We start from the raw sequence: 22,166 nt of genomic DNA, 5'->3' as shown, positions 1-22,166 counted from the left end.
GAGGCGGAGGCGGAGCTGCGATGACCGACGGTGGCGCGGGCGTCATCACGCGGGGCGGCGACGGCGCTGACGGTGGCGTCGCGGCAGCGGGGACGACCGGAGCGGGCTTGTACACGATGATCGGTGGCGGCGCGGGAGGCGCTGCCGGCACAGGCGCGGGCAGCGGCTTCAACGTGCGGCCATTGTCACCGCCGTCGTCGCGCCTGGATGCGCCCGACACCGAGACGCAGGACAACGAACGGCAGCGCCTCGAATCCACGTGGACGCGGTGGCCGCCAATCGAAAACGTGATGCCCTCGCTGGCATGGGCGAGCGGCGTGAACAGCATCAGCGCGACGAGCGGGCAGAAGCGCTTCATCGAAGCCTCCAAAACATCCGATGACGCTAGGGGCGGCCTGCTCGCGGCGCAGTGATCTCCGTCACCGTGGCGAGGCCTGCGGCTCAGCCCGGCAACGTGATGCGCATCACAGAAGCGGGTGCCGGTGGCGCGTAGCGTCCGGACCAATCGATGCCCCCCGCTCAACGCCATGGAGACTTAAGATGAAGAAGCTCGTTGCGATCGCCGCGCTGCTGATGGCCACCACGTCAGCGCATGCCGGCGGCACCGGCATCACCTTCCAGATTGACGGCCAGCGCATTCATGTCGAGGCGCCGCGCAATTGCAGCGCGCTGTCCTGCATCCGCATCTCAGCGCCGGGCTATAACGGCACGATCGGCGGCATCAGCAAGAATCTCGGCTCGAAGTCCGACGACGATGACGATGCCGCCTCGACGATCTCGCCGTCACCCGCCCCGCCGGCGGCGCCCGCACCTGCGCCGGTTCAGGCCGCCGCACCGCAGCCGGCCGCTGCCGCCGTCCCGCCGCCTCCCCCGCCCCCTGCGCCACCGGCAACGGTTGCGACCTCGGCCCCCGCGCCGGTTGACGCCGCGCCCGCTGCGCCTGCACCGGTCGCCGCGCAGCCCGCGCCGCAGCCGCAAGCCGCTCCGATTGCAGCAGCACCAGCGGCGGCGCCAACCGGACCGATCGGCGTCTGGGCCACCGAGGAAAACAAGGGCAACGTCCGCGTCGAATCCTGCGGCACCAATCTGTGCGGCTATTCGATGAAGAGCAACGAGCGCATCCTGATCAACATGAAGCCCGACGGCAGCAAGTGGAGTGGCCGCATCCACGATCCCGATTCCGGCCGCAACTACGACTCGACGATCGCGATGAAGGGCCCGAATGCGATGCGCGTGCAGGGCTGCGCCTTCGGCGGCATGTTCTGCGGCGGCCAGACCTGGAAGCGGGTCAGCTAGCGCGCCGACACGGCACGACCTGATGTCCGCTGCCGCGCAGACGGCGGGCGGACATCAGTTTTTTTACCGGTCCGACGATCGCTTCATGTCGATCGCCGGACGCGCTATAAGCGCAGCAGTGTCGAGTTGAATCGAACCTGCAGGCGGCTTGCGATGGCGATGACGGCTCTTGAACTCGGTCTCCGGGGCGCGGTGGTCGCGCTGTTTCTGGTGGTTTGCGCGGTGCTGCTGCTGCGTTACGCGGCGGTGCATCGCGCCGCGCATCTCGGTGCCGCGATGGGCGTGGCCGGCGCGGCCTACGCGATTTCGACCGCACCCTTCTTTCCCGCATCGTCATTCGGCTGGAGCTCTCCGTTCATCGCCTTCGCGATGGGCTCGCCGGTGATTTTCTGGCTGTGGGCGCGCGCGATGTTCGACGAGCGGTTTGCGCTGCGGCCCTGGCACGCGGCGGTGTGGACGCTGCTCGCCGGCCTTGGTGTCGTGAGCCACAATTGCTGGACGATCTGGCCCGATCTCGCCGGGCCGTGCGGCCGCGCCCTGGCGCTGGCGACGATCGCCTTCGCCGTGCTCGGGATCGCGCAAATTCCGAAGGGATGGCGCACCGCCGTGACCACGGCACGTGGCCGGATCCTGATCGCGCTGCTGATCGGCATCGGCCTTCAGATGATGTTCGCCGCGGCGGCCGGACTCGCCGCGATTCCGACCCGGTCGATCAGCCTCAGCGCCGCGCTCGCCCTTGGCGCATTCGCGCTGATCGCGATCTGGATGATGCTGTTCGATCCGCCCGAGAGCCAGCCGGCGGTTGCCGGCGCCCGCGGCGGAAGTGGCCAGGCCGCACCGGTCGCGCGTTCGCTCGCCAATGCCGGTCCGCCGCCGTCCAGCCAGGCCGCGCTCAATCACCTCAAGCACCTGATGGCGACCGAGCGGACCTATCGGCAGGAGGGGCTGACCATCGGCGTCTTGGCGGTCAGGCTCGGCATGCCGGAATACCGGCTGCGGACGCTGATCAATGACGGGCTCGGCCACCGCAACTTCAACGCCTTCCTCAACCGCTATCGGCTCGACGAAGCCAAGGCGGCGCTCGCCGATGCCGGCCAGGCCGAGGTGCCGGTGCTGACGATTGCGCTGGATGCCGGGTTCCAGTCGCTGGCGCCGTTCAACCGTGCCTTCAAGGCGGACACCGGGCTGACGCCGACCGAGTTTCGACGCCGGGCGACGGCCGCGCAAACCACGAACGCTGCGGAAATCGCTCGGTCAGGGTGAGAAATCACTCCTCGATTTCAGAAATCGATAGGCTTGCGGCCCCACAATCTGTCTAGCTGTGCCGGCGCAGGCGCGGATCGCGCCAAGGCGTGGCACGGCGAGCGGAGCGCAACGACCGATGAAGCATTTTCTCACGGCGGCAAAACTGCTCGCCCTCGACCTGGCCTCGACCCTCGTCTTTCTCGTTCTGTTCCTGCTGACCCACAACACCGCGCTCTCGGTCGGTATCGGCATCGCCTTCGGTGTGACGCAGATCGGCATCCAGATCGTACGCCGGAGGCGGATCGACACCATGGAATGGCTGAGCCTGTTCCTGGTCGTCACCGCCGGCACCGCGACATTGCTCACGAATGACCCGCGCTTCGTGCTGTTCAAGCCGAGCGTGATCTACGCAATCGTCGGCGTCGTGATGCTGAAGCGAGGCTGGCTCAACCGCTATCTGCCCGAGATCGCGCAGACGGTCGTGCCCGATGTCGCCGTCATGGTCGGCTACGCCTGGGCAGCCCTGATGTTCACCTCCGCCGCCGTGAATGCCTTCGTCGCGCTGACCTGCGAGATCACGACATGGGCTGTGGTGATGCCGATCTTCGGCATCGTGAGCAAGATCGTGGTGTTCCTCGGCGGTTTTGCCGCCCTTCGGCTCACCGCCAGGCACCGCATCCGCGCCATGCCCGAAGCCCAGCGCGAGGCCGTGCTCGCGCTGGAGGGGGCTCCGGCGGCAGCGACACCGTAGGCGCTGACGTTACCCGTCGGCGTGTGGTTGACGAAACAAACCGGCGCGCGACGAAACCATTTTGCAGTGCGCACGAAGAATTGCCGAAACCAAGCCTCCCTAGTGATGGCCTCGACGACGCGCTGCGTCGGCGCGCTCACCACAAGGGGGACATCATGGCTTTCACCGCTTCCGCGCTTCGTCAGGGCAAACTGCTGGCGGCAACCGCGTTCACGCTCGGTCTGTTGACCTCCGCGTCCTATGCCTACACCGACGAGCAGCAGCAGATGTGCACTGGCGACGCGATGCGGCTGTGCAGCTCGGAAATCCCCGATGTCGATCGCGTCACCGCCTGCATGGTCCGGCAGCGCGCGCTGCTCAGCGACGGCTGCAAGGCGGTGTTCCACTACGTGCCGGCCGCAACCGCCGCGCAGCCTGCAAGCTATGCGCCCGCGGCCAGGCCGGCGAAGCCACTCAACATCACGCCTCACAAGCGCGGCTAGCCACCCCCCCAACAACAACCAAGCGCCGCGCTTCCTTCCGGGAGTGCGGTGCTTGATCGTTCGGGGCCGCCATGACAACAAGGCAGCACCGTTCATTCGGCATTCAGCCTGACGCGGCTCAATTGCCGATCCCCAATGCCTCCCGGGAATCGATGGTGATGCGCCGCGCCTTCCTTTATGCGCTTCTGCTTGGTGCCGGCGTCACGATCGGTTGGCATGCAACGGCCAATGCCGCACCGGACCTGATGCAGCTCGCGCAAGCGCAGCCTGCACCGGCGCCTTCGGCCGCTCCGGCGCCGAGTGCGACACCGTCAACGCCAGCGCCTGCCACGCCTGCACCCGCTCCGGCCGCCGCGCCGCAGGCAACCGCGCCCGAGCCGATCGGCAACGTCGCGACACTGACCGGCACCGCCACCGTCACGCGCAACAACACCACCACTCCATTGCAGATCCGCGACGACATCTTCGCCAATGATGACGTCGCCACATCGGCGACCTCCTCGCTCGGCATCACCTTCAACGACGGCACCACCTTCAACCTGCGGGCCAACGCCAGGATCGCGATCGACAATTATGTCTACGAGGACGGCGGCCAGCAGAACAGCGCGCTGTTCAACGTCGCCAAGGGAACGGCGGCGTTCGTCGCCGCCGCCGTCGCCAAGACCGGCGACATGAAGATCTCGACGCCGACCGCAACCCTCGGCATCCGCGGCACCACCGGCCTTGTCGAAGTGCCCGAAGGCGCGACCGCGACCAGCAACAATGTCGGCATCAAGCTCTATCCCGACGCCGACGGACATGTCGGCCGCATCGAGGTCAACGACCGAAGCGGCGCCTCGCTCGGCGTGCTGACGCGCGGGGCGAGCGGGTTTGCGATTCGTCCGGGCACCGGCGGCGCGCGCTTCGCCGCGGTGCCGCTGACGATCTCGCCGCAACAGATGACGCGTGACCAGGGCTTCGTGCGCGCGGTGCATTCCGCGCAGACACTGGGCCGTCAGGTCGTGAGCGAGCAGCGTGACTTCCGCCGCGCCAATCCGGACTTCCGCCGGGCCAATCCGGCCGCGCCCTATCCGAACCGCGGCCAGCCGGTGCAGCCGAACCCGCAGCGCCAGAACGGCCCGCCAGGCCAGAACCGCAACGCTCCGCAGCAACCGGGTCAGCAAAACCGTCCGGGTCAGTTGCAGCAGCCCGGCCAGCCGAACCGTCCGGGCCAACCGCAGCAACCGGGCACGCAACCGGGCACACCTGGCCGGCAGGGCTCGCAGCAGCAGCCGGGCACGCAGCAGCAAGGCGGCGCACAGCACGCGCTGCCCGGCCAACCCGGCGGCACGACGCTGCCGCACGCGCCCGGCGTCCAGACGCCGGCCGGACAACAGCCCGCGCGCCAAGAACCTGCACGCCAAGACCCCACGCGCCAAGGCGGCGCGACACCGCCCGGCGGACAACAATCGCCTGCACGTCAAGGCGGCCTGCAACCCGGTCGCACACCGATGCCAGGCGGCGTGCGCCAGCCAGGTCAACCGGCTCAGCCAAGCGTGCCGCGACAGGGCGCGGCGCAGCCTGCGCCGCAGGCACCCGGCCAGGCGCGGCCCGGCATTCAGCAGGCCGCACCGGGTCCGCGTCCGGGCGTACAACGGCCCGCAGTGCAGGCACGCCCGGCCTTCCAGCAACGACGCGCGCCACCGCCGCGCGCCGCGAAGCCGCCGCCCAAGGACAAGCGGCACTATTGATCGATCGCAGCCATGTCGTGCTCGCTTGAGCGTCCCTGACGAGCTTCTGCGACCCAAGGTGCGAGCGTGGCACCGGCGAGGACGCCGGCACCACACTCCAATCGACGAATTGCGAACGGCAGATCAGCCCCGCCTGGTGATCACGGCCTCCAAATATTCGCTGGGGATTACCAGCGTTCCATCCTTGGCGACGTTGAACTGGTCCATCAGGCCGAACAGGTCGGCGGCCAGCAGCTGCTGCTTGACGGCATCGATCGCCCCGAAGGCTTTCAACACCGGACCGTAATAGGTGCGGAAGATCTCGAGGAAATGCTCGCGCGACCGGTAACGGAAATTGAAGTGCCTGCGTTGGGCGTCAACCCTGGCGTCCGCGCCGAACATGGCGGCGAGATGCGCCTCGGTGCCCCATAGCGCGGGAGATTTGACGCCCGGAGTCGGCGGCACATATTTGCCGATGGCCTTGAACACCTGGCCGATGAAACCTTCTGGCGTCCAGCTCGCAAGGCCAATCTTGCCGCCGATGCGGCAGACACGGCGCAGTTCATTCGCCGCCTGCTGCTGGTCGGCGGTGAACATGACGCCAAAGGTCGACAGCACGACATCGAAGCTCGCGTCGGCGAACGGCAGCCTCTCCGCATCCGCCTCCTGGAACGTGACCGGCAGCCGCTCCGCGGCCGCACGCTCGCGGCCGCGCTCGAGCAACGCTCCGACGTAATCGGTCGAGACCACGTCGGCAAAACGCCGCGCCGCGGCCAGCGTCGCGTTGCCGTTGCCGGCGGCGACGTCGAGCACCATTTGATTGCTGCGCAGATCGATCGCCTCGCAGAGCAACTCGCCGACGATCTGAAGCGTGGTACCGACGATCGCGTAGTCCCCCGAGCTCCAAGTGGCTTGCTGGCGTGCCTTGACGGCGGCGAGGTCGACGGTGGGCATTTCGGTCTGAACGTTCATGTGTATCTCCTTTAAAAATGTGTGGTGCGGCTGCCGGCGAAGCCGCTGGCTTCGCCTGAAGTCCGGGAGTTGCGCCAAAGGGCGTCGTGCAATGACTTCAATGTGCTGCGAGCTAGGTGCGACGGTCGAGAAGGACCGGGATGGTGGATGCGGCAGCAATGCTCCAATCCGAACGATGCCTGCAGCCGCGCCCACTGCGCTGAGGCCAAACCACCTGCTGCGCCTGAGCTGCACGATGCTCCCGAACGGCAGGCTCCTCCGCTCTGGTGAACACCGGCGACGACAAACCTGCGATCATCAGCCCGAGCAGCGCACTTCGAATGATCGGCCGAGAGCCGCGGTTGCCGGCGCCCTTCGACCGCCGGCCGCCGATATCGCGCGACATCAGGCAATTTGCCTGCTGCTCGCGGCGTGCGAGCATCTCTGCGACCGACTGATCGACGATCCGGCGGATGCGCAAGAGCAGAATGGAAAAATGCCTTCGCACCGGATTGTAGAAGGACTCCATGAATGAAATCGACATTATCGTTTCCTTGATCGAAGTGTGATGGCGCTCCGGATAATGGTTGGCCGGGATGCGCCATGCGACGCCTCGCAGGCGTCATTCGGCTGCAATGGGCGGTTGGATGGGATCACCGCGCACCACCACTGTGGTCGCGACCTTGTAGAATTCCTCACCCGGCATGCCGACGCAGCGCGCATGATCCCGGATCGAGTCACCGTCACGCGCCTCGTAGATGCAGAAAGTGCCAATGCGACCATCTGCCTCATGCACGACGTAGCTGCGGATCCAGCGGACGCGGTCCGGCATCTGCTCGTCGCCGATCCTGGCGGACGTTGCACCGGCAAGCTCCAGCTCGCCCATGTTTGCCCAGGCGCTCGGACGGCGAATGACATAGAGTTCCATCGAAATCTCCTCAGTTTACGACTGTTGGACAGCGGGCCACGATGATCTCGGGCCATGATGAGCTATAGGCGCTGTCGATGCCGACTGTCCTTACCGCGGACTGATCATTGTCTGATCTTTGCCTGAACCTTTTCCGGCGACGCCGGACCCATACACATGGCAATCTCATTTGGACTGTTCGAGCTTGATGAAGCTGGACGCGTGCTGCTGTGCGCGCGGCAGGAAGTCGCTTTGCAGCCGCGTGTGTTCGATCTGCTGGTCTACCTTGTCCACCACCGCGACCGGGTCGTCTCCAAGGACGAGCTGCTCGAGGCCGTCTGGCCGGATGTCACGGTCACCGACAACTCGCTGCAGCGGGCGGTGAGTTCGTTGCGCGCCGCGCTGCGCAAGGGTGGCATGGAGGGAGCGATCCGGAATCTGCCGGGCAAGGGATATCGGCTCTTCGTTGATTCCGAGATCAGGCAGCCGGAACGTGCTGGCCAAAAGCAAGCCGATGGCATCGTCGGTGCACTCGGAGCAATCGGTCTTGCCCGACGCGCAGCGGCCGGGCAATTGTGGCTGCAGGCAGCCACCCTGTTCGCGAGCGCGGATGAAGACGGCCGGCTCAACGCTGAAGACTTGCACCAATGGGCGCTTGCCCTGCAATGCCTCGGCAGGACCGCGGCAGCCATTCCGATTCTGGTTCGCGCGGTCGCCGCGCGCAACGAAGCCGGCGACGCTGCCGGCGCAGCGGTCGAAGCAATCGCGCTCTCGGGCCTGCATTTCGAGAGCGGTCAGGCCGCGATCGGAAAGGGCTGGCTCGCGCGAGCGGAAGATTGGGCCTCCAGGCTCGACGATCCGCCGACGACTGCCCTGCTGTTATGGATGAAGTCCAAACTAGCTGCCTTCGATGGCGAGCCGGAACAGGCACTCGCGTTGGCCGACGCGGCCTACACCGCCGTCCGATACAAGGATGCGCTCAACATCGAAGCTCTGAGCCTGGCCTATCGCGGCTTCTATCGGCTATGCCTCGGCGACACGCATGGTGGACTGGCCGATCAGGACCATGCCGCCGCGGTCGCGCTGTCCAGCACCAATCTGGACCCGATCATGGGCGGCAACCTCTATTGCAACATTCTGTGGGCAGCCCGGATGTTCGGAGATTGGGCGCGGGCCGACCAGTGGACGCGGAGCTACCAGAATTTCTGTTCGAGCAGCGGTATGGAACTGACAGGTTCATGCCAGCTGCATCGCTCCGAGGTGCTCGGCATCAGGGGTTCACTCGACGAAGCGCTCGCTCGGATTCGGGACGCGCTCGCGCGCCTGACCAGCGATGCGCCATGGTCGATGGGCGATGCCAACCGGGTGCTGGGCGATATCCTGGCTGCCATCGGCAATGACGACGCAGCGCTCGAAGCCTACGACAGGGCTTACACGATGGGTTGGTGCCCGGAGCCGGGCCGCGCGATGTTGCTGCTCGCAAGAGGCGAAGCGGAAGCGGCCCATGCGAGTCTCGAACGGAGCTTGATCGGCAAGACCTGGTGGACCCTGCAGCGGCGGGGAATCCTGCTCGCGCATCTGGCGCTGGTCGCGGCACACACGCATCGGACCAGTCAAGCGAAGGCATTGATCTGCGAACTTTCGGGAAGTCCTGATCGCTGGCCGATGCCCTCGATCCGCGCGCTCACCAACGAAGCGCAGGCGATCCTCGCGCTCTCCCGGCAGGACCATGAGACAGCAATGCGGCATCTCCATCTCGCCCGCCAGCTGTGGTCCAGCATCGAAGGGCGGGTTCAGGTCGTGCGGCTGAGGCTGCAGATTTCCAGGCTCCAGCTGGCGCACGGGGACGTTCGCGGCGCCATGGCGGAAGTTCATGCGGCACAGCTTCTCGCAAATGAATTGGGTTCGCCCAAGCGCGTTGCCGAGTGTCTTGCCTTGCAGCGTGACATCGACGCCTGGCAGCCAACCGCACGGCGCCAGATGTGCGGGTGATCAGGCCGCGCGGCGCAGCCAGTCCCGCACGCGCGCGATCAGGTTCTTGCGCGGGATCGGCCGGACGGCCGTGGCAAGGGGTTCGATCCCGCGCGCGGATGACGGTGATGCTTCGGATGCATCCGCCGCCGGCGCCCCGGCAATATCGGACGGCTCCGCCATGACCGCCGCCTCGGCAGGCGCCGGCGCGTCAACGACGACCGGCATCTCGGCATCCACGCACGCCTCAGCGACCACGGACGCTTCAGCGACCGCCGGAGTCTCTGCGGCGGCGGGAGCTTCGGGGTTTGCGGTCGTATCGACGCCCGGCTCCTCTTCGACAAGCCGCACGCGCCGTCGCTCGGCGGCCTGCAACGCGATCGGGCCGACATTCTCCAGAAACGCACGTTCATAGCTGCGCGACAGGCGGTCGAGCGCCGCGTCGAGCGGCAGCCAGTCGACTTCCCTGATATCGCTCATCAACGCGCGCACCGGCTTGCCGTCGGCATCCATCCGCCAGTAGTGCACCACCTTGGAACGTCCGCCTGAATCATAGACCAGCGTGCCGAGGAATTCGTGCACCTCGACATCGTGGCCGGTTTCTTCCAGCACCTCGCGCTCGGCGGCGGCGCGTGGCGTCTCACCATCGTCGAGCTTGCCCTTGGGCAGCACCCATTCATTGCGCTTGCGCAGGCGCACGACGGCGAAGCGCTGCGGTGCGTCCCGCCGCAGCACAATGCCTCCCGCCGCCAGAACAGGCGTCCGCGCCATCGCGTGTCCATCAGGTTTGCGATTCAGGATCGTCGCGCGACGATCCCGCATATCTTAAAGCATGATCCGGAAAAGTGGAAACCGGTTTTCCGGGCAGATCGTGCCCAAAGAATGACGCGCAGGAAACAGCGAGATCAGAGTTCATATTTTGACGCGCTTTCTTCACGCGAACCGGTGCCCACTTCGCTCGAAAGCGCTATGAGGGCTTCCGCAATAACGCCTCGCCGCATTTGATCCGTGCTCCCTCCGCGACATTGTCGCAGAATTCGAAATTGCCGGGCGCGAGCACGATAATCGTCGAGCCGTGTTCGAACCAGCCGAGTTCATCGCCCTTCTTCACATGCGCGTCACACGGGAAATCCACCGGGCCGCGCGACTGCGCATTCAGCGTGACGTCGAGGAAATGCAGGCGGAGGCTCGCCACCAGGATGGCGGCGACCGGAACCAGCGTCAGCGCCTCGCCGGTCGCAAGCTTCGCGCGCAGCACCGCGCGCTCGTTCTTGCAGAACAGCCGCTCGATCCGCTTCAGCGCGATCGGATTGACGTTCCAGACGTCGCCGTGAATGAACGTCACCTTGTCGATCGCAAGGTCATAGGGCGCGTGGAAGCGGTGATACATGCTCGAGGTCAGCCGCAGCGTGACGAAGCGGCCGTTGCTGTGCCGCTCCACCAGCGCGGGATCGCCGACCAGGTCGAGCAGCGAATAGGGCGCGCCCTTGACCTGGAACAACTGCCCATCCTCGATCCGCCCATGCGCGCCGATGATCGCATCCGACGGGCTCGCGATGATGGCGGGATCGGCCACCGCCGGGCGCAGGCCGCGCTTGAGCTCGCGGGTAAAGCAATCGTGCAAACTCTTGAACTCGGTCTTCTTCGCCTCGGACAGATCGAGGTCGGAGAACAGCTTCCAGCAGGCGATCGAGACGTCGCGCACCAGGGGGTTCTCGGCCTTGGAGAACCAACCCATGAAGCGGGTGATCGCCGCCCGCGGAATCCGGTTGGTTAGCAGGAAATTGAGGTCTTCCTGCTGGGTGAATGCCGAGATCAGGCCCTTGACTGTCATGAATTTGTTAGGTGCCGAGGCTAGCGCTTCTGTCATGGAAACATCCCTTCCGATTCTCTCGCTGTCCGCCGCCGCGCTTGCCGGCGCCGCCGCAGCTTTCCCAAAAATTCAGGCCCGCCTCGCGCTGTCGCGGGCCAAGCACCGCTCGCTGACCGGACACTCCAAGATGTCCAAGATGGTGGCGCGCATGGTGCCGCACTACGAATTCGACATCGACGAGTTCTTCCGCTCCGACGGAGCACCGAAGGACGTCGCCATGCAGCGGCAGGATGGCTTCTTCCGCCTCGCCGGCCTCTACGCGGATCGCTACCCCAAGGGCCGCGCGCTGACCGCCGAGGTGACGGAGCGGATCTCCGACCTGCAGTTCACCGAAACCTACCGCGTACCGTTCCAGTACAGCCGCCTGGTGCGCGAGCATCTCGGCACCTCGGCCTTCGTCGAGGCCTCCAGCGGCGTCACCGTCACCGACCTCGACGGCAACGTGTCCTACGACCTGACCGGCTCCTACGGCGTCAACATCTTCGGCAACGACTTCTACAAGGAGTGCATCGCCGAGGGTGAGAAGCGGGCGCACGCGCTCGGCCCCGTGCTCGGCCCTTACCACCCGGTTATTGCCGACAACGTCAGGCGCCTCTGCGAGATCTCGGGCCTCGACGAGGTCTCGTTCCACATGTCCGGCACCGAGGCCGTGATGCAGGCGGTGCGACTCGCGCGCTACCACACCAAGCGGACCCATCTGGTGCGTTTCGCCGGCGCTTATCACGGCTGGTGGGGCGAGGTGCAGCCCGGCGTCGGCAATCCGGTGTCGCCGCACGAGACCTTCACGCTCGCCGACATGTCGGAGAAGACCCTGCACGTGCTGCGCACCCGCAAGGACATCGCCTGCGTGCTGGTCAATCCGCTGCAGGCGTTGCATCCGAACGGCAACGCGCCCGGCGATTCCGCGCTGGTCGATTCGTCGCGCTCCTCCCGATACGACCGCGCCGCCTACACCGAATGGCTGAAGAAACTGCGCGAGGTCTGCACCGAGCGCGGCATCGTGCTGATCTTCGACGAGGTGTTCGTCGGCTTCCGCCTCGCCGCCGGCGGCGCCCAGGAATATTTCGGCGTCAAGGCCGACATGGCGACCTACGGCAAGAGCCTTGCCGGCGGGCTTCCGGTCGGCGTGGTCTGCGGCCGCAAGGACCTGATGCGCCGCTTCCGGGACGACCGGCCGGCCGACATCTGCTTTGCCCGCGGCACCTTCAACTCGCATCCCTATGTGATGACGGCGATGGACGAGTTTCTGAGCCGGCTCGCCAGCCCGAACTTCCGCTCGATCTACAACGGGCTCGACGAGACCTGGAACGGGCGCGCCATGGCGCTCAACGACCGGCTCAAAGCGCAGGACCTGCCGGTTCGGGTCGGCAACATCTCGTCGATCTGGACGGTCTATTACACCGAGCCGTCCCGCTACAACTGGATGCTGCAATACTATCTGCGGGCCGAGGGACTGGCGCTGAGCTGGGTCGGCACCGGCCGGCTGATCTTCAGCCTGAACTACACCGACGCCGACTTCGCCGAGGTCGCCGACCGCTTCGTCGCGGCAGCCGAGAAGATGAAGCGCGACGCCTGGTGGTGGCACAAGGAGGGCCTCACCAACAAGAACATCAAGCGGCAGATCCTGAAAGAGATGGTCGCCGTGAGGTTCGGGCGCTGAGGCGAGCCACCGCTCTCGCGCTGCCTCGTCCCGCCCTTGCGGGGAGAGGGTTGGGGAGAGGGGCCGCATCCACAAGATCGGTAACAGACGGATTTGCGGTGAGCCCCCCTCACCCGGATTGCATCTGGCGATGCAATCCGAGCTCTCCCCGCACGCGGGGCGAGGTGAAGAGATTGCACAAACGAGAAGCTTCAAGACGAGACCTTGTTGTTGCGATGCCCCAAGACGTAGATGCCCGGGACAAGCCCGGGCATGACGCATATCGGAAAGATATTGGAGCAACGATCAGGCGTGCTTGACGTGCTTCTCGAGACCCGGATCGATCAGCTCGCCCTTCATCAGGAACAGCGGCGCCTTGTGATAGAGCTTGAGGTCGTGGAAGGGGTCGGTGACGATCTTGGTCATCCAGACGAGGCCGGTCTCGATGTCGCGAATGAAGAACAAATGGATGGTGCGGAACAGGAGGCCGCCGATGCCGACTACGAGCCAGACCTTGGCCACCTGACGGGTGAAGTCGCCCATCGTGACCCAGGGCTTGAACAGGCCGAACAGGGTCGGATCGAAGTACAGCACCATCGGCGACAGCGCCCAGATCGCCATCAGCACGACCTTGCGCTGCAGGTTGTAGCCGACCTTGATGTCTTCCTTGTGCTCGTGGGTCGCCTGGTTCACGTGGTCATACCCCTTCGGCTCGAAGAAGAAGTGACCGGCCTGGCGCGAGGTCATCGAGACCAGCCAGCCGACCAGCGCCGACACGACCGGATCAAAGAACAGCATCACATAGGCGAACAGGAAGCTCAGCGCACTGACGAAGTGCAGGCTCTGGTTGATCCGGCTGTGGTGGTAGAAGCGATGGTCATCCCAGCGCTGGGTACGCAGCTCTTGCAGAAAATTCTTGATCATTGGTTCCCCCAACATCTTTCGGGACAGGATTTACAGGGATTCGATGTATCGCGTGTGACATCATCATAATGACATATGACAATGCGGAGCGACGCCTTGACGCAACCGGAGAAGGGTCTCGCCTCATCCCGGCGAGGCTTGCGGAGATGAGGCGAAGCAGATCGTAGCCTCCTGGCTTGGGGCGCGCTGTGCGCCACCTCACCCGGGAGGACCGGCGGGCTGAGCCGCCAGGCCAACCGCCTCAGGCGGCTTTGGCGACGTCCGCCTTGCGGAAGCGGACCAGCGAGAAGTGGCCGAGCGGCGGGATCAGGCGGCGCTCAGCGAGCTCCATGCCGCGCGCGCCGGCCAGCCATTTGGTGTAGCGCGACCAGGCGAATTCGGCGGTCCGGAACCCGAGCGGGCGCACCACCGGCTGCAGCTTCTGCTCGATGAAGCGGCGGACGCCGGCATCGGCGCTGACGCGGGTCAGGATGATCAGTTCGCCGCCCGGGCGCACCACGCGGGCGAACTCGTCGAGCGCGGCTTCCGGGTTCGGCACCGCGGACAGCACGTACTGCGCCATCACCACGTCGAACGAATCGTCGGGGAATTCGAGCTTCTCGGCGTCCATCACCGCAAGGCCCTCGACATTCTTCAGGCCCTGCTCGGCAACCCGCTTCTTGGCCTTCTCGAGCATCGCCTCGGAGATGTCAGTGCCGAAAATGCGCACATTCTGGCTATAGAGCGGCAGCGAGATGCCGGTGCCGACGCCGACCTCGAGCACACGGCCGCCGATCTTGTTGGTGGCCTGGATCGCAGCCTGCCGGCCCTTGCTGAACACGCCGCCGAACACGAGGTCGTAGATCGGCGCCCAGCGGTCATAGGCCTGCTCGACCGTTTCGCGGTCGAAGTCCATGGAACGGTCGGCGCCCAGCTTGATGATTTCAGCCATAGATAAGTCTCTCGTCTTTCGTTCGTTTGAGCTGTTAATTCGGAACCGCACTGCGGCCGGCAACGCGGCGGGCGGGCCGCGGCGCGCGGCTCGGCTGCAACGTGGCCAGATTGCCGATGAACTGACGCGCACTGTTTTCCCAGGAACGCTCCAACGCAAAATTGCGGCAGTCGGCACGCGACATGTTCAGCGCGCGCAGGCAGGCGCTGCGCAGATCGTTGTCGATCGCGCCGATCGGATGATCCGCGATGACGTCCTTCGGGCCGGTGACCGGGAACGCCGCGACCGGCGTGCCGCAGGCCAGCGCCTCGAGTTGCACGACGCCGAAGGTGTCGGTCAGGCTCGGGAACACGAAGACGTCGGCGGCGGCGAGGTGCGAGGTCAGATCCTGGCCCTTCTTCTCGCCGAGGAAAATCGCGTCGGGATATTTCTGTTCCAGCGCAGCCCGTTGCGGGCCATCGCCGACCACGACCTTGGAGCCCGGCAGATCCAGCGACAGGAAGGCGTCGAGATTCTTCTCCACCGCGACGCGGCCCATGGTCATGAAGATCGGACGCGGCAGGTCGAGCAGCGCCGGTTGATCCGGATTGAAGATTTTAGTGTCGACGCCGCGGGTCCAGAAGCCGAGTTTGCGGAAACCGCGCTCGGCAAGCTCTGATCGCAGCGAGTCGGTCGCAACCATCGTCATCGATCCGGCCGCGTGGAAGTGGCGCAGCACGGCATAGCCGACGCTGTCGGGAATTCCGGTGCGCACCGAAACATATTCCGGAAAGCGCGTTGTATAGGATGTGGTGAACGCGAGCTTGTTGCGCTGGCAATAGCCGCGCACCGCCCAGCCGATCGGTCCTTCGGTCGCGATGTGGATCGCCTCGGGCGCGGCCTCCTCGATCCGGCGCGCGATCTCGCGGCGGTTCGGCAGCGCCATGCGCAGGCCCGGATAGGTCGGCACACCGACCGAACGGAACCCGTCGGGGGTGAGGAATTCGATCTCGGCGCCGAGGGTCGCTGCGCTGCGCGCAAGCGACGTCAGCGTCCGAACCACGCCGTTGACTTGCGGATGCCAGGCATCGGTCGCAACGAGTATGCGCATCGCAGGAGACCCAAATCGTTAATCTTGATTCTGCTCGCACGACGTTCTGACATGGATGTTTCAAACGTATGACGTCATCGAAATGTTAGGTTGTTTTTCACGGCGAACTGCCGGTTTTTCGTGTAACATGACAGCCAGATGTCAGAGCAGAGCGAACATCCCGGCACCTCGCGCCGCAGGCTCAAAAGGCGAAACTCGTCGCTGCTGATCCTGGCGGCCGGCATCTTCGTGTTTGGCGCCGCCGGAGGCGTGCTTTTCTACGCACTGCGTCCGGTGACGCTGAAGATCGCGGTCGGCCCGACCGGCAGTGACGACGTCAAGCTCATCCAGGGCTTCGCGCAGGCTTTTGCGCGTGACGGCCACTCGGTGCGGCTGAAGCCGGTCACGACACAGGGCGCCGCCGAAAGCATCGCGTTGTTCACCGCGAACAAGGTCGACCTCGCGGTCGTGCGCGGCGATCTCAGTCTGCCGGCGAGCGCCGAGTCGGTTGCGATCCTGCGCAAGAATGTCGTTGTGCTGTGGGCACCGTCGGGCGGCAAAGGAAAGCCGCGGTCTGCGAAGATCAAGAGCATCGACGATCTCCCGGGCCACAAGGTCGGTGTCGTCGGCAGTACCGAGGCCAACGTCACGCTGTTGCGGGTGATCCTGACCGAGTCCGGCGTCAACCCCGACAAGGTCACGATCAGTCAGTTCGCCGTCAACAAGGTCGCCGATCTCGCGCGCGATCCCTCGCTCGACGCCTACATGACCGTCGGGCCGCTCGACAGCAAGATCACGGCGGAAGCGATCGCGGCGACGGCGGCGGCGCGCGGCGAACCGAAGTTCCTCCCGGTCGATGTCTCGGAAGCGATCGCGCAGAAGCATCCGCTCTACGAGTCCGAGGAGATCGCCGGAAGCATCTTCTCGTCGTCGCCGGCGCGGCCCGAGGACAAGGTCGAAACCGTCGCCGTCAATCACCTCATCGTCGCGCAGCACGCCCTGAATGAAGCGACCATCGCCGCGCTCGATCGGCAGTTGTTCACGCAGCGGCTCCAGGTCGCGCGCGACCTGCCGGCGGCCGCCAAGATCGAGAAGCCGGACACCGACAAGGATGCCGCATTGCCGGCGCATCAGGGCGCGGCCGCCTATATCGACGGCACGGAGCGCACCTTCCTCGAAAAATACTCCGACTACATCTGGGGCAGCATCCTGCTGATCTCCGGCCTCGGCACGGCGGGCGCCTGGCTGCGCCACTACGTGAAACGCGACGAGCGCGAGCGCTACATCACCCATCGCGACGGTCTGCTGACGCTGATCTCGCGGGTGCGCGGCGCCGAGACGCCGGAGGAGCTCGCGGCAATGCAGGGCGATGCGGACGCGCTGCTGCGCGAGGCGCTCGATTGCTACGACGACGGCGCGATCGAGGAAGGCGATCTCACGGTGATCGGGCTGACGCTCGAGCAATTCCATCACGCCGTCGCCGACCGCCGCGCGGTGATCAACGGCGACCGGCCGGGCGTGCCGAGAATGCGCGCAAGCTAGCCCGCTCGGGCACACCAATTGCACCGAGAGCAATGTTTGGATTGCGCCTGCATGCGTACGCCCCCATGCTGCGCCACTATGATCGCATCCCTCATCGTAGACCTGCCCGCGCCGTTCGTGCTCGCGGTCGCGCTGGCCGGCGTGTTCCTGATCTCCTTCATGAAGGGCGCATTCGGCGGCGGTTTTGCCATCGTCGGCATCCCGCTGCTCTCGCTCGCGATGGACCCGATTGCGGCCGGCGCGCTGCTTGCGCCATTGTTCATCGTGATGGACCTTACGGCGCTGCGTTTCTGGCGCCCGAGCACGTGGTCGCGCGTCGACCTCGCGATGCTGCTGCCGGCGCTCGTGGTCGGCATCGTTATCGGCTATTTCGCGCTGCGCGATCTCGACCGGCATGCCGTCGAGATCGTGATGGGCGTGGTGACGCTGGCGTTCGCCGCGTTGTGGTTCATCGGCGGCGGCGAGATTAAGCCGCGGCCGCGCTCGACGATCAAGGCGACGCTCGCCGGGCTCTCTTCCGGCGTCACAACGATGGTTGCGCACTCGGGCGGACCACCCCTTGCGATCTACCTGCTGCCGCTCGGCATGCCGAAGGCGCTCTACGCCGGCACCACCAGCCTGTTCTTCACGGTCGGCAACCTCCTGAAGGCCGGTCCGTGGCTGGTGCTCGCCACGCCGTCGCGAAGCCTGTGGATGCTGATGGCGCTTTGCGTGCCGGCCGTACCGATCGGCGTCTGGGCCGGTTGGCGGCTGCACGAACGCCTCGACCAGCGGGCGCTATACCGCGCCTGCTACGCCATTCTCGTCATCACCGCGGCCAAGCTGCTGTGGGACGGACTGGCCGGATACATTCACCTCTGAGCGCAGGCGACGCTGTTGCTGCTCGTCAGGAAGATCGCCTGCTCCGGCTGCCGCTGACGCTGACGGCAAGCGGCCCGATCCCCTCGAGCATCTCGACCATATCCTCCGGCTCGAGCCGCTTGCGCGCCACGAACGAGAAATGGCGGCGCAGCTTCAGGACCGGCTTCTCGATCCAGTGCCAGGAGAATGCCGCGAACGCCGTGATCAGCACCAGCGCGACGGCGAACTGGACAACCAGCGGCGCGTTCGGCAGCCACACCTTCACCACCTGCTGCATCGGGAAACCGTACAGATAGATCCCGTAGGAATAGTCGCCCCTTGAAAACAGCGGCAGCCGCGGCAGCTTCGAGACACCGAGGAACACGGTGATGTAGACCAGCGCCGGAGCAATGACGGCATTGAGGACGGGCTGGGTGATCCAGGCTGCCGGTCCGAGCAGTGCTGCTCCGAGGCAGAGCGCGCAGCAGACGGCGAGAATGCGCCCGTCATGGGGAATGCGGTCGCGGTAAAGGTAGATCGCGATCCCGAGCAGGCAGGCAACCGGCAGTTTCGCGCCGCGCCCGAGGAACAGCGCCGTGCTGAAGACCTTGTCATACAGCGTGCCGGCAACGCCCGGAGGCAGTTGCGACGGCGTTGCGCCATGCCCGGTGATCTGCACTGCAAAGCCGATGCCGATCAGGACGACGACGCCGAGCACGATCAGCGCCGGCCTGCGCAGCAGCCCCAGGGTCATGATGAACGCCATCACCGCGTAGCAGCCATATTCGAACGGCACGGTCCACAGCGAACTGTTGACCTCCGGCGCGGGATTGCCGGCGAACACGCCCGGCAGCGTGTAGTTCACGAGGCCGACGACATTCGTGAAATATTTCCAGGTACCGGCGCTGGTGAAATAGTCCCAGAGCGGCAGCGTGGTGAAAATCGGTCCGAGGATCAACGCCGACAGCACGATCTCGACCGCGAGCGCCGGAATGATCCGCATTCCGCGATTGATCAGGAATTCCTTCAGGCTAAGCCGCAGCCCGCTTGCGGCGATCAGGAATCCGCTCAATGCGAAGAACATCACGAGGATGGCAAATTGGGGAAACCAGAGGATCCACGTCGGATCGGCGTCGCCGCGACCGGTAGCAACATAGGACGTATGCCCCGCGACGACGGAGATTGCGAGCGCAACGCGGAGAAAATCAAACCCGGGACCAAAGCCTTTCTGCTGATCCAGCATGCTCCCCATCGAAGGCGCTGGCATGACTTCCACTCCATTCCAAACCACGCCTTCGGACAGCAAGCGCCGTGCCGGGAACGATGTCTTGGGATAGGACAGCCCCCGGCAACGCGCCCTTAACCGTGCGACGAAACACGGACGAAACAAATCCCTAACGGCACGAAACCATTTTGGCGATTTCGTGCAAACGTCCTGAAACGCCTCACCTGTACTGGTTTAACCCAACGACGCGCCGGAACCGGCGCGCAGGGCGCAAACCACAGGGGTCGACAATGTTCAATTCCATCAAGCTGAACGCACGTCTCGCTGCCGCCGCCTTCGGTGCGCTGGCGATTGGTACCGTCGCTTTCTCGGGCTCCGCCGCGGCCGCTCCGCTGCCGATGTTCCCATTCATCCTGACGCCGCCGACCGGGGCGGTGCAGCCGCCGGTGCAATCGATGCCGCAGGTGCAGGACGCAGACCGTTCCGTCGAATTGCCCGCCAGGCTGCGCCGCCAGGTCGTCGCCTATCCGACCCGCGAGGCTCCCGGCACCATCATCATCGATACCCCGCACACCTATCTCTATCTCGTGCTCGGAGGCGGCCAGGCCATGCGCTACGGCATCGGCGTCGGCCGCGACGGCTTCACCTGGTCGGGCACCCAGACCATCACCAAGAAGGCGGAGTGGCCGGATTGGACCCCGCCGCCGGAAATGATCGCCCGCCAGCCCTATCTGCCGCGCCAAATGGCCGGCGGCCCCGGCAACCCGCTCGGCGCCCGCGCCATGTATCTCGGCGGTACCGTATACCGCATCCACGGCACCAACGCGCCGGAGACGATCGGCACCCACGTCTCCTCCGGCTGCCTGCGCCTCACCAATCAGGACGTCACCGACCTCTATTCGCGGGTCAGCGTCGGCACCAAGGTGATCGTGCTGCCGATGACCGACCGCCGCGCCGACCTCGGTTCGGCCGTCCGCTAGGCGCGACACATTCAGTCATTGACGACGGCCCCGGCATCATGCCGGGGCCGTCGTCGCGTTCATAATCGTTAACGTCCGGGTCGTTGACGTCCAGGTCGTTAACGTCCAAGTGATCTCGGGCGGCCGCCGCTGAAGCAGCTTGATCCCGCCATACTGGCGCCCTCGTCGGCGGGCCTGTACAACCCGTCAAGTTGATTTCATCCGGGGGAATGATGCGTCTACCGATGCATCCAAGAACAATCGCGCTCGGGCTCACGGTGGTGCTGGTCTCGTTCGCGATCAGCCTCAAGGCCATGGACTGGCTCGCGCCGAGCGTCACGGTGCAGACGCCGCCGCTCGTGCAGCTGCCGCCGCTGCCGCAGGCGCCGCGCTCCTCGACGGTCGTGGCGCAGGTCTCGGTCGCGCTGTCGGCAATCCGCGATGCCGCCGAACGCGGTGCGCCGAAGACCTTCGGCGGCAAGGCCGACAATCCGGTCCAGCAAATCCTGCAAAATGCCGACATCGGCTGGACCGCCTCGCGCGGGCCGATCGCAGCCACCGGCGCACAGGACGTGCTGACGCTGACGACCCCGATCAACGGCACGCTCAAGGTCACCGGCTCACTGTCCGCGAAGGCGACCGGCGCGGTCAGCGACGCGCTCGGCAGCCTGCTCGGCGGCAATGTCGCCAAGCAGATCGGCGCCGTGAACATCAAGAACATCAACGCCAATGCCGACATCAAGGGCAGCGTCACGCTGACCGCGCGGCCGAAGCTCGGCGCGTCCTGGCGGATCGAGCCGAACCTGCAGGCGCAGGTCAATCTCGGCGACACCAGCCTGTCGGCCGCCGGCGTCCGCATCAGCGTGCCGGCCCAGGTCAAGCCGGTCATCGACAAGGCGGTCGCCGACCAGATTTCCGTGGTCGAGGCGCGGTTGCAGAACAACCCCGTGTTCCAGAACGCCGCCCGCACGCAATGGGTCAAGGCCTGCCGCTCGATCCCGCTGCAGGGCACCGGCGGCACCGCGTCGATGCCGCCGATGTGGCTCGAGCTGCGGCCGACCCGCGCGATCGCGGCGCAGCCGAAGGTCGATGCGTCCTCGCTGATCCTGACCATGGGGATCGAGGCCGAGACGCGGATCACGGAGACGCAGACCACGCCGAACTGCCCGTTCCCCGACAAGCTCTCGATCGTGCCGCCGATCCCGAGCCAGGTCTCGGTCGGCCTGCCGGTCGACATGTCCTTCACCACGCTGACGCAGCTCGTCGAGGCGCAGTTGAAGGGCAAGACGTTCCCCGAGGACGGCTCCGGCCCAGTCGACGTGACCGTCAAGAGTGCGAGCATCGCCGCCTCCAGCGACCGGCTTTTGATCTCGCTTCTGGTGCACGCCAAGGAGAAGAAGAGCTTCTTCGGCCTCGGCGCCGAGGCGACCGTGCACATCTGGGGCCGGCCACGGCTCGACCAGGCGGCGCAGACGTTGCGGCTCGCCGATGTCGAGCTGGCGGTCGAGTCCGAAGCCGCGTTCGGCCTGCTCGGCGCCGCCGCGCGGGCGGCGATCCCGCATTTGCAGCAGGCGCTCGCCGACCGGCTGGTCGTCGACCTGAAGCCATTCGCGACCAACGCGCAGCGGAAGATCACCGCCGCCATCGCCGACCTGCAGAAGAACGAGGAAGGCATCCGCGTCGACGCCGACGTCAACAGCATCCGCCTCGCCGGCATCGCGTTCGATTCGAAGACGCTCCGGGTGATCGTGGAGACCGACGGCACCATCAAGGCCGCCCTCACCGCGCTGCCGGCGCTGTAGGGCGCGAATCCCGGCGTTCCATCCGCCGCGCGCCCTACGCATGCCCAAAA

Annotated in this window: 21 protein-coding genes; 12 read left to right on the top strand and 9 right to left on the bottom strand. The window is 65.8% G+C overall.

Annotated elements, in window-relative coordinates; all coding sequences use genetic code 11:
* The first annotated feature begins 20 nt into the window (after window positions 1–20).
* The 6 genes from HAP47_RS12190 to HAP47_RS12165 all read left to right on the top strand — a co-directional run bounded on the left by HAP47_RS12190 (window position 21) and on the right by HAP47_RS12165 (window position 5,504).
* Window positions 21–413 (top strand): hypothetical protein, encoded by a 393-nt coding sequence (locus HAP47_RS12190; RefSeq protein WP_173638033.1) that lies wholly within the window; start codon window positions 21–23, stop codon window positions 411–413.
* A gap of 127 nt (window positions 414–540) precedes the next feature.
* Window positions 541–1,296, top strand: coding sequence for a DUF2147 domain-containing protein (locus HAP47_RS12185; RefSeq protein WP_173638034.1), 756 nt, complete (start codon window positions 541–543; stop codon window positions 1,294–1,296).
* 153 nt (window positions 1,297–1,449) lie between these two features.
* The gene (locus HAP47_RS12180; RefSeq protein WP_173638035.1) at window positions 1,450–2,559 is read left to right on the top strand and encodes an AraC family transcriptional regulator; all 1,110 of its coding nucleotides are present in this window, start codon (window positions 1,450–1,452) and stop codon (window positions 2,557–2,559) included.
* Between the two features lie 118 nt (window positions 2,560–2,677).
* Window positions 2,678–3,292, top strand: coding sequence for an inner membrane-spanning protein YciB (locus HAP47_RS12175; RefSeq protein ID WP_173638036.1), 615 nt, complete (start codon window positions 2,678–2,680; stop codon window positions 3,290–3,292).
* Between the two features lie 155 nt (window positions 3,293–3,447).
* Window positions 3,448–3,774 (top strand): hypothetical protein, encoded by a 327-nt coding sequence (locus HAP47_RS12170; RefSeq protein ID WP_371821761.1) that lies wholly within the window; start codon window positions 3,448–3,450, stop codon window positions 3,772–3,774.
* Window positions 3,775–3,845: 71 nt separating this feature from the next.
* Complete coding sequence (locus HAP47_RS12165; protein WP_371821760.1) at window positions 3,846–5,504, top strand: FecR domain-containing protein; 1,659 nt, start codon at window positions 3,846–3,848, stop codon at window positions 5,502–5,504.
* 123 nt (window positions 5,505–5,627) lie between these two features.
* Here the strand turns inward: HAP47_RS12165 and HAP47_RS12160 are convergent, their stop codons facing one another.
* The 3 genes from HAP47_RS12160 to HAP47_RS12150 form a co-directional block, all read right to left on the bottom strand.
* Window positions 5,628–6,455, bottom strand: a complete 828-nt coding sequence (locus tag HAP47_RS12160) for a class I SAM-dependent methyltransferase (RefSeq protein ID WP_173638038.1) — start codon at window positions 6,453–6,455, stop codon at window positions 5,628–5,630.
* Between the two features lie 112 nt (window positions 6,456–6,567).
* Window positions 6,568–6,978: a hypothetical protein gene (locus HAP47_RS12155; protein WP_173638039.1), complete on the bottom strand. Its 411-nt coding sequence runs from the start codon at window positions 6,976–6,978 to the stop codon at window positions 6,568–6,570.
* A gap of 78 nt (window positions 6,979–7,056) precedes the next feature.
* Window positions 7,057–7,362 (bottom strand): nickel-binding protein, encoded by a 306-nt coding sequence (locus HAP47_RS12150; protein WP_092125941.1) that lies wholly within the window; start codon window positions 7,360–7,362, stop codon window positions 7,057–7,059.
* A 201-nt stretch (window positions 7,363–7,563) separates the two neighbouring features.
* Here HAP47_RS12150 and HAP47_RS12145 point away from each other — a divergent pair, with 201 nt between their 5' ends.
* Window positions 7,564–9,333: a winged helix-turn-helix domain-containing protein gene (locus HAP47_RS12145; RefSeq protein ID WP_231168846.1), complete on the top strand. Its 1,770-nt coding sequence runs from the start codon at window positions 7,564–7,566 to the stop codon at window positions 9,331–9,333.
* Here the strand turns inward: HAP47_RS12145 and HAP47_RS12140 are convergent, their stop codons facing one another.
* Complete coding sequence (locus tag HAP47_RS12140; RefSeq protein ID WP_173638041.1) at window positions 9,334–10,083, bottom strand: NUDIX hydrolase; 750 nt, start codon at window positions 10,081–10,083, stop codon at window positions 9,334–9,336. It abuts the gene before it with no gap.
* Window positions 10,084–10,279: 196 nt separating this feature from the next.
* The gene (gene asd, locus HAP47_RS12135) at window positions 10,280–11,146 is read right to left on the bottom strand and encodes an archaetidylserine decarboxylase (RefSeq protein ID WP_173640535.1); all 867 of its coding nucleotides are present in this window, start codon (window positions 11,144–11,146) and stop codon (window positions 10,280–10,282) included.
* A gap of 34 nt (window positions 11,147–11,180) precedes the next feature.
* On the opposite strand from asd, the gene HAP47_RS12130 reads away from it, so the two are divergent.
* Window positions 11,181–12,845 carry an aminotransferase class III-fold pyridoxal phosphate-dependent enzyme gene (locus tag HAP47_RS12130; RefSeq protein WP_173638042.1) on the top strand — a complete coding sequence of 555 codons (1,665 nt, stop codon included), beginning with the start codon at window positions 11,181–11,183 and terminating at the stop codon, window positions 12,843–12,845.
* A 285-nt stretch (window positions 12,846–13,130) separates the two neighbouring features.
* Here the strand turns inward: HAP47_RS12130 and HAP47_RS12125 are convergent, their stop codons facing one another.
* From HAP47_RS12125 to HAP47_RS12115, 3 genes are all read right to left on the bottom strand, one after another.
* The gene (locus tag HAP47_RS12125) at window positions 13,131–13,748 is read right to left on the bottom strand and encodes a hypothetical protein (protein ID WP_092115970.1); all 618 of its coding nucleotides are present in this window, start codon (window positions 13,746–13,748) and stop codon (window positions 13,131–13,133) included.
* Between the two features lie 241 nt (window positions 13,749–13,989).
* On the bottom strand, window positions 13,990–14,679 hold the full coding sequence (locus HAP47_RS12120; protein WP_092115972.1) for a class I SAM-dependent methyltransferase: 690 nt from the start codon (window positions 14,677–14,679) through the stop codon (window positions 13,990–13,992).
* Window positions 14,680–14,713: 34 nt separating this feature from the next.
* Window positions 14,714–15,769 carry a glycosyltransferase family 4 protein gene (locus HAP47_RS12115; protein WP_173638043.1) on the bottom strand — a complete coding sequence of 352 codons (1,056 nt, stop codon included), beginning with the start codon at window positions 15,767–15,769 and terminating at the stop codon, window positions 14,714–14,716.
* Window positions 15,770–15,907: 138 nt separating this feature from the next.
* On the opposite strand from HAP47_RS12115, the gene HAP47_RS12110 reads away from it, so the two are divergent.
* Window positions 15,908–17,290: a TAXI family TRAP transporter solute-binding subunit gene (locus tag HAP47_RS12110; RefSeq protein WP_173638044.1), complete on the top strand. Its 1,383-nt coding sequence runs from the start codon at window positions 15,908–15,910 to the stop codon at window positions 17,288–17,290.
* 78 nt (window positions 17,291–17,368) lie between these two features.
* On the top strand, window positions 17,369–18,151 hold the full coding sequence (locus tag HAP47_RS12105; RefSeq protein ID WP_173638045.1) for a sulfite exporter TauE/SafE family protein: 783 nt from the start codon (window positions 17,369–17,371) through the stop codon (window positions 18,149–18,151).
* A gap of 25 nt (window positions 18,152–18,176) precedes the next feature.
* Here HAP47_RS12105 and HAP47_RS12100 read toward each other — a convergent pair whose 3' ends face one another.
* Window positions 18,177–19,397 carry an acyltransferase family protein gene (locus tag HAP47_RS12100; protein ID WP_173638046.1) on the bottom strand — a complete coding sequence of 407 codons (1,221 nt, stop codon included), beginning with the start codon at window positions 19,395–19,397 and terminating at the stop codon, window positions 18,177–18,179.
* A gap of 248 nt (window positions 19,398–19,645) precedes the next feature.
* Here HAP47_RS12100 and HAP47_RS12095 point away from each other — a divergent pair, with 248 nt between their 5' ends.
* Together HAP47_RS12095 and HAP47_RS12090 are read left to right on the top strand one after the other, a co-directional pair.
* Window positions 19,646–20,335 carry a L,D-transpeptidase gene (locus HAP47_RS12095; RefSeq protein ID WP_173638047.1) on the top strand — a complete coding sequence of 230 codons (690 nt, stop codon included), beginning with the start codon at window positions 19,646–19,648 and terminating at the stop codon, window positions 20,333–20,335.
* Window positions 20,336–20,547: 212 nt separating this feature from the next.
* Window positions 20,548–22,116 (top strand): DUF4403 family protein, encoded by a 1,569-nt coding sequence (locus tag HAP47_RS12090; RefSeq protein ID WP_173638048.1) that lies wholly within the window; start codon window positions 20,548–20,550, stop codon window positions 22,114–22,116.
* The last annotated feature ends 50 nt before the right edge of the window (window positions 22,117–22,166 follow it).

This window comes from Bradyrhizobium sp. 41S5 (assembly GCF_011516665.3).
In the GTDB taxonomy this organism is placed as follows: domain Bacteria; phylum Pseudomonadota; class Alphaproteobacteria; order Rhizobiales; family Xanthobacteraceae; genus Bradyrhizobium; species Bradyrhizobium quebecense.
This window is presented reverse-complemented; position numbering and strand designations above follow the sequence as displayed.

What these genes read in the sequence shown, in the direction of transcription:
- HAP47_RS12190 (WP_173638033.1), top strand. Translation starts at nt 21, where the DNA reads ATGACCGACGGTGGCGCGGGCGTCATCACGCGGGGCGGCGACGGCGCT.
- HAP47_RS12185 (WP_173638034.1), top strand. Translation starts at nt 541, where the DNA reads ATGAAGAAGCTCGTTGCGATCGCCGCGCTGCTGATGGCCACCACGTCA.
- HAP47_RS12180 (WP_173638035.1), top strand. Translation starts at nt 1,450, where the DNA reads ATGGCGATGACGGCTCTTGAACTCGGTCTCCGGGGCGCGGTGGTCGCG.
- HAP47_RS12175 (WP_173638036.1), top strand. Translation starts at nt 2,678, where the DNA reads ATGAAGCATTTTCTCACGGCGGCAAAACTGCTCGCCCTCGACCTGGCC.
- HAP47_RS12170 (WP_371821761.1), top strand. Translation starts at nt 3,448, where the DNA reads ATGGCTTTCACCGCTTCCGCGCTTCGTCAGGGCAAACTGCTGGCGGCA.
- HAP47_RS12165 (WP_371821760.1), top strand. Translation starts at nt 3,846, where the DNA reads ATGACAACAAGGCAGCACCGTTCATTCGGCATTCAGCCTGACGCGGCT.
- HAP47_RS12160 (WP_173638038.1), bottom strand. Translation starts at nt 6,455, where the DNA reads ATGAACGTTCAGACCGAAATGCCCACCGTCGACCTCGCCGCCGTCAAG.
- HAP47_RS12155 (WP_173638039.1), bottom strand. Translation starts at nt 6,978, where the DNA reads ATGTCGATTTCATTCATGGAGTCCTTCTACAATCCGGTGCGAAGGCAT.
- HAP47_RS12150 (WP_092125941.1), bottom strand. Translation starts at nt 7,362, where the DNA reads ATGGAACTCTATGTCATTCGCCGTCCGAGCGCCTGGGCAAACATGGGC.
- HAP47_RS12140 (WP_173638041.1), bottom strand. Translation starts at nt 10,083, where the DNA reads ATGGCGCGGACGCCTGTTCTGGCGGCGGGAGGCATTGTGCTGCGGCGG.
- asd (WP_173640535.1), bottom strand. Translation starts at nt 11,146, where the DNA reads ATGACAGTCAAGGGCCTGATCTCGGCATTCACCCAGCAGGAAGACCTC.
- HAP47_RS12130 (WP_173638042.1), top strand. Translation starts at nt 11,181, where the DNA reads ATGGAAACATCCCTTCCGATTCTCTCGCTGTCCGCCGCCGCGCTTGCC.
- HAP47_RS12125 (WP_092115970.1), bottom strand. Translation starts at nt 13,748, where the DNA reads ATGATCAAGAATTTTCTGCAAGAGCTGCGTACCCAGCGCTGGGATGAC.
- HAP47_RS12120 (WP_092115972.1), bottom strand. Translation starts at nt 14,679, where the DNA reads ATGGCTGAAATCATCAAGCTGGGCGCCGACCGTTCCATGGACTTCGAC.
- HAP47_RS12115 (WP_173638043.1), bottom strand. Translation starts at nt 15,769, where the DNA reads ATGCGCATACTCGTTGCGACCGATGCCTGGCATCCGCAAGTCAACGGC.
- HAP47_RS12110 (WP_173638044.1), top strand. Translation starts at nt 15,908, where the DNA reads ATGTCAGAGCAGAGCGAACATCCCGGCACCTCGCGCCGCAGGCTCAAA.
- HAP47_RS12105 (WP_173638045.1), top strand. Translation starts at nt 17,369, where the DNA reads ATGATCGCATCCCTCATCGTAGACCTGCCCGCGCCGTTCGTGCTCGCG.
- HAP47_RS12100 (WP_173638046.1), bottom strand. Translation starts at nt 19,397, where the DNA reads ATGCCAGCGCCTTCGATGGGGAGCATGCTGGATCAGCAGAAAGGCTTT.
- HAP47_RS12095 (WP_173638047.1), top strand. Translation starts at nt 19,646, where the DNA reads ATGTTCAATTCCATCAAGCTGAACGCACGTCTCGCTGCCGCCGCCTTC.
- HAP47_RS12090 (WP_173638048.1), top strand. Translation starts at nt 20,548, where the DNA reads ATGCGTCTACCGATGCATCCAAGAACAATCGCGCTCGGGCTCACGGTG.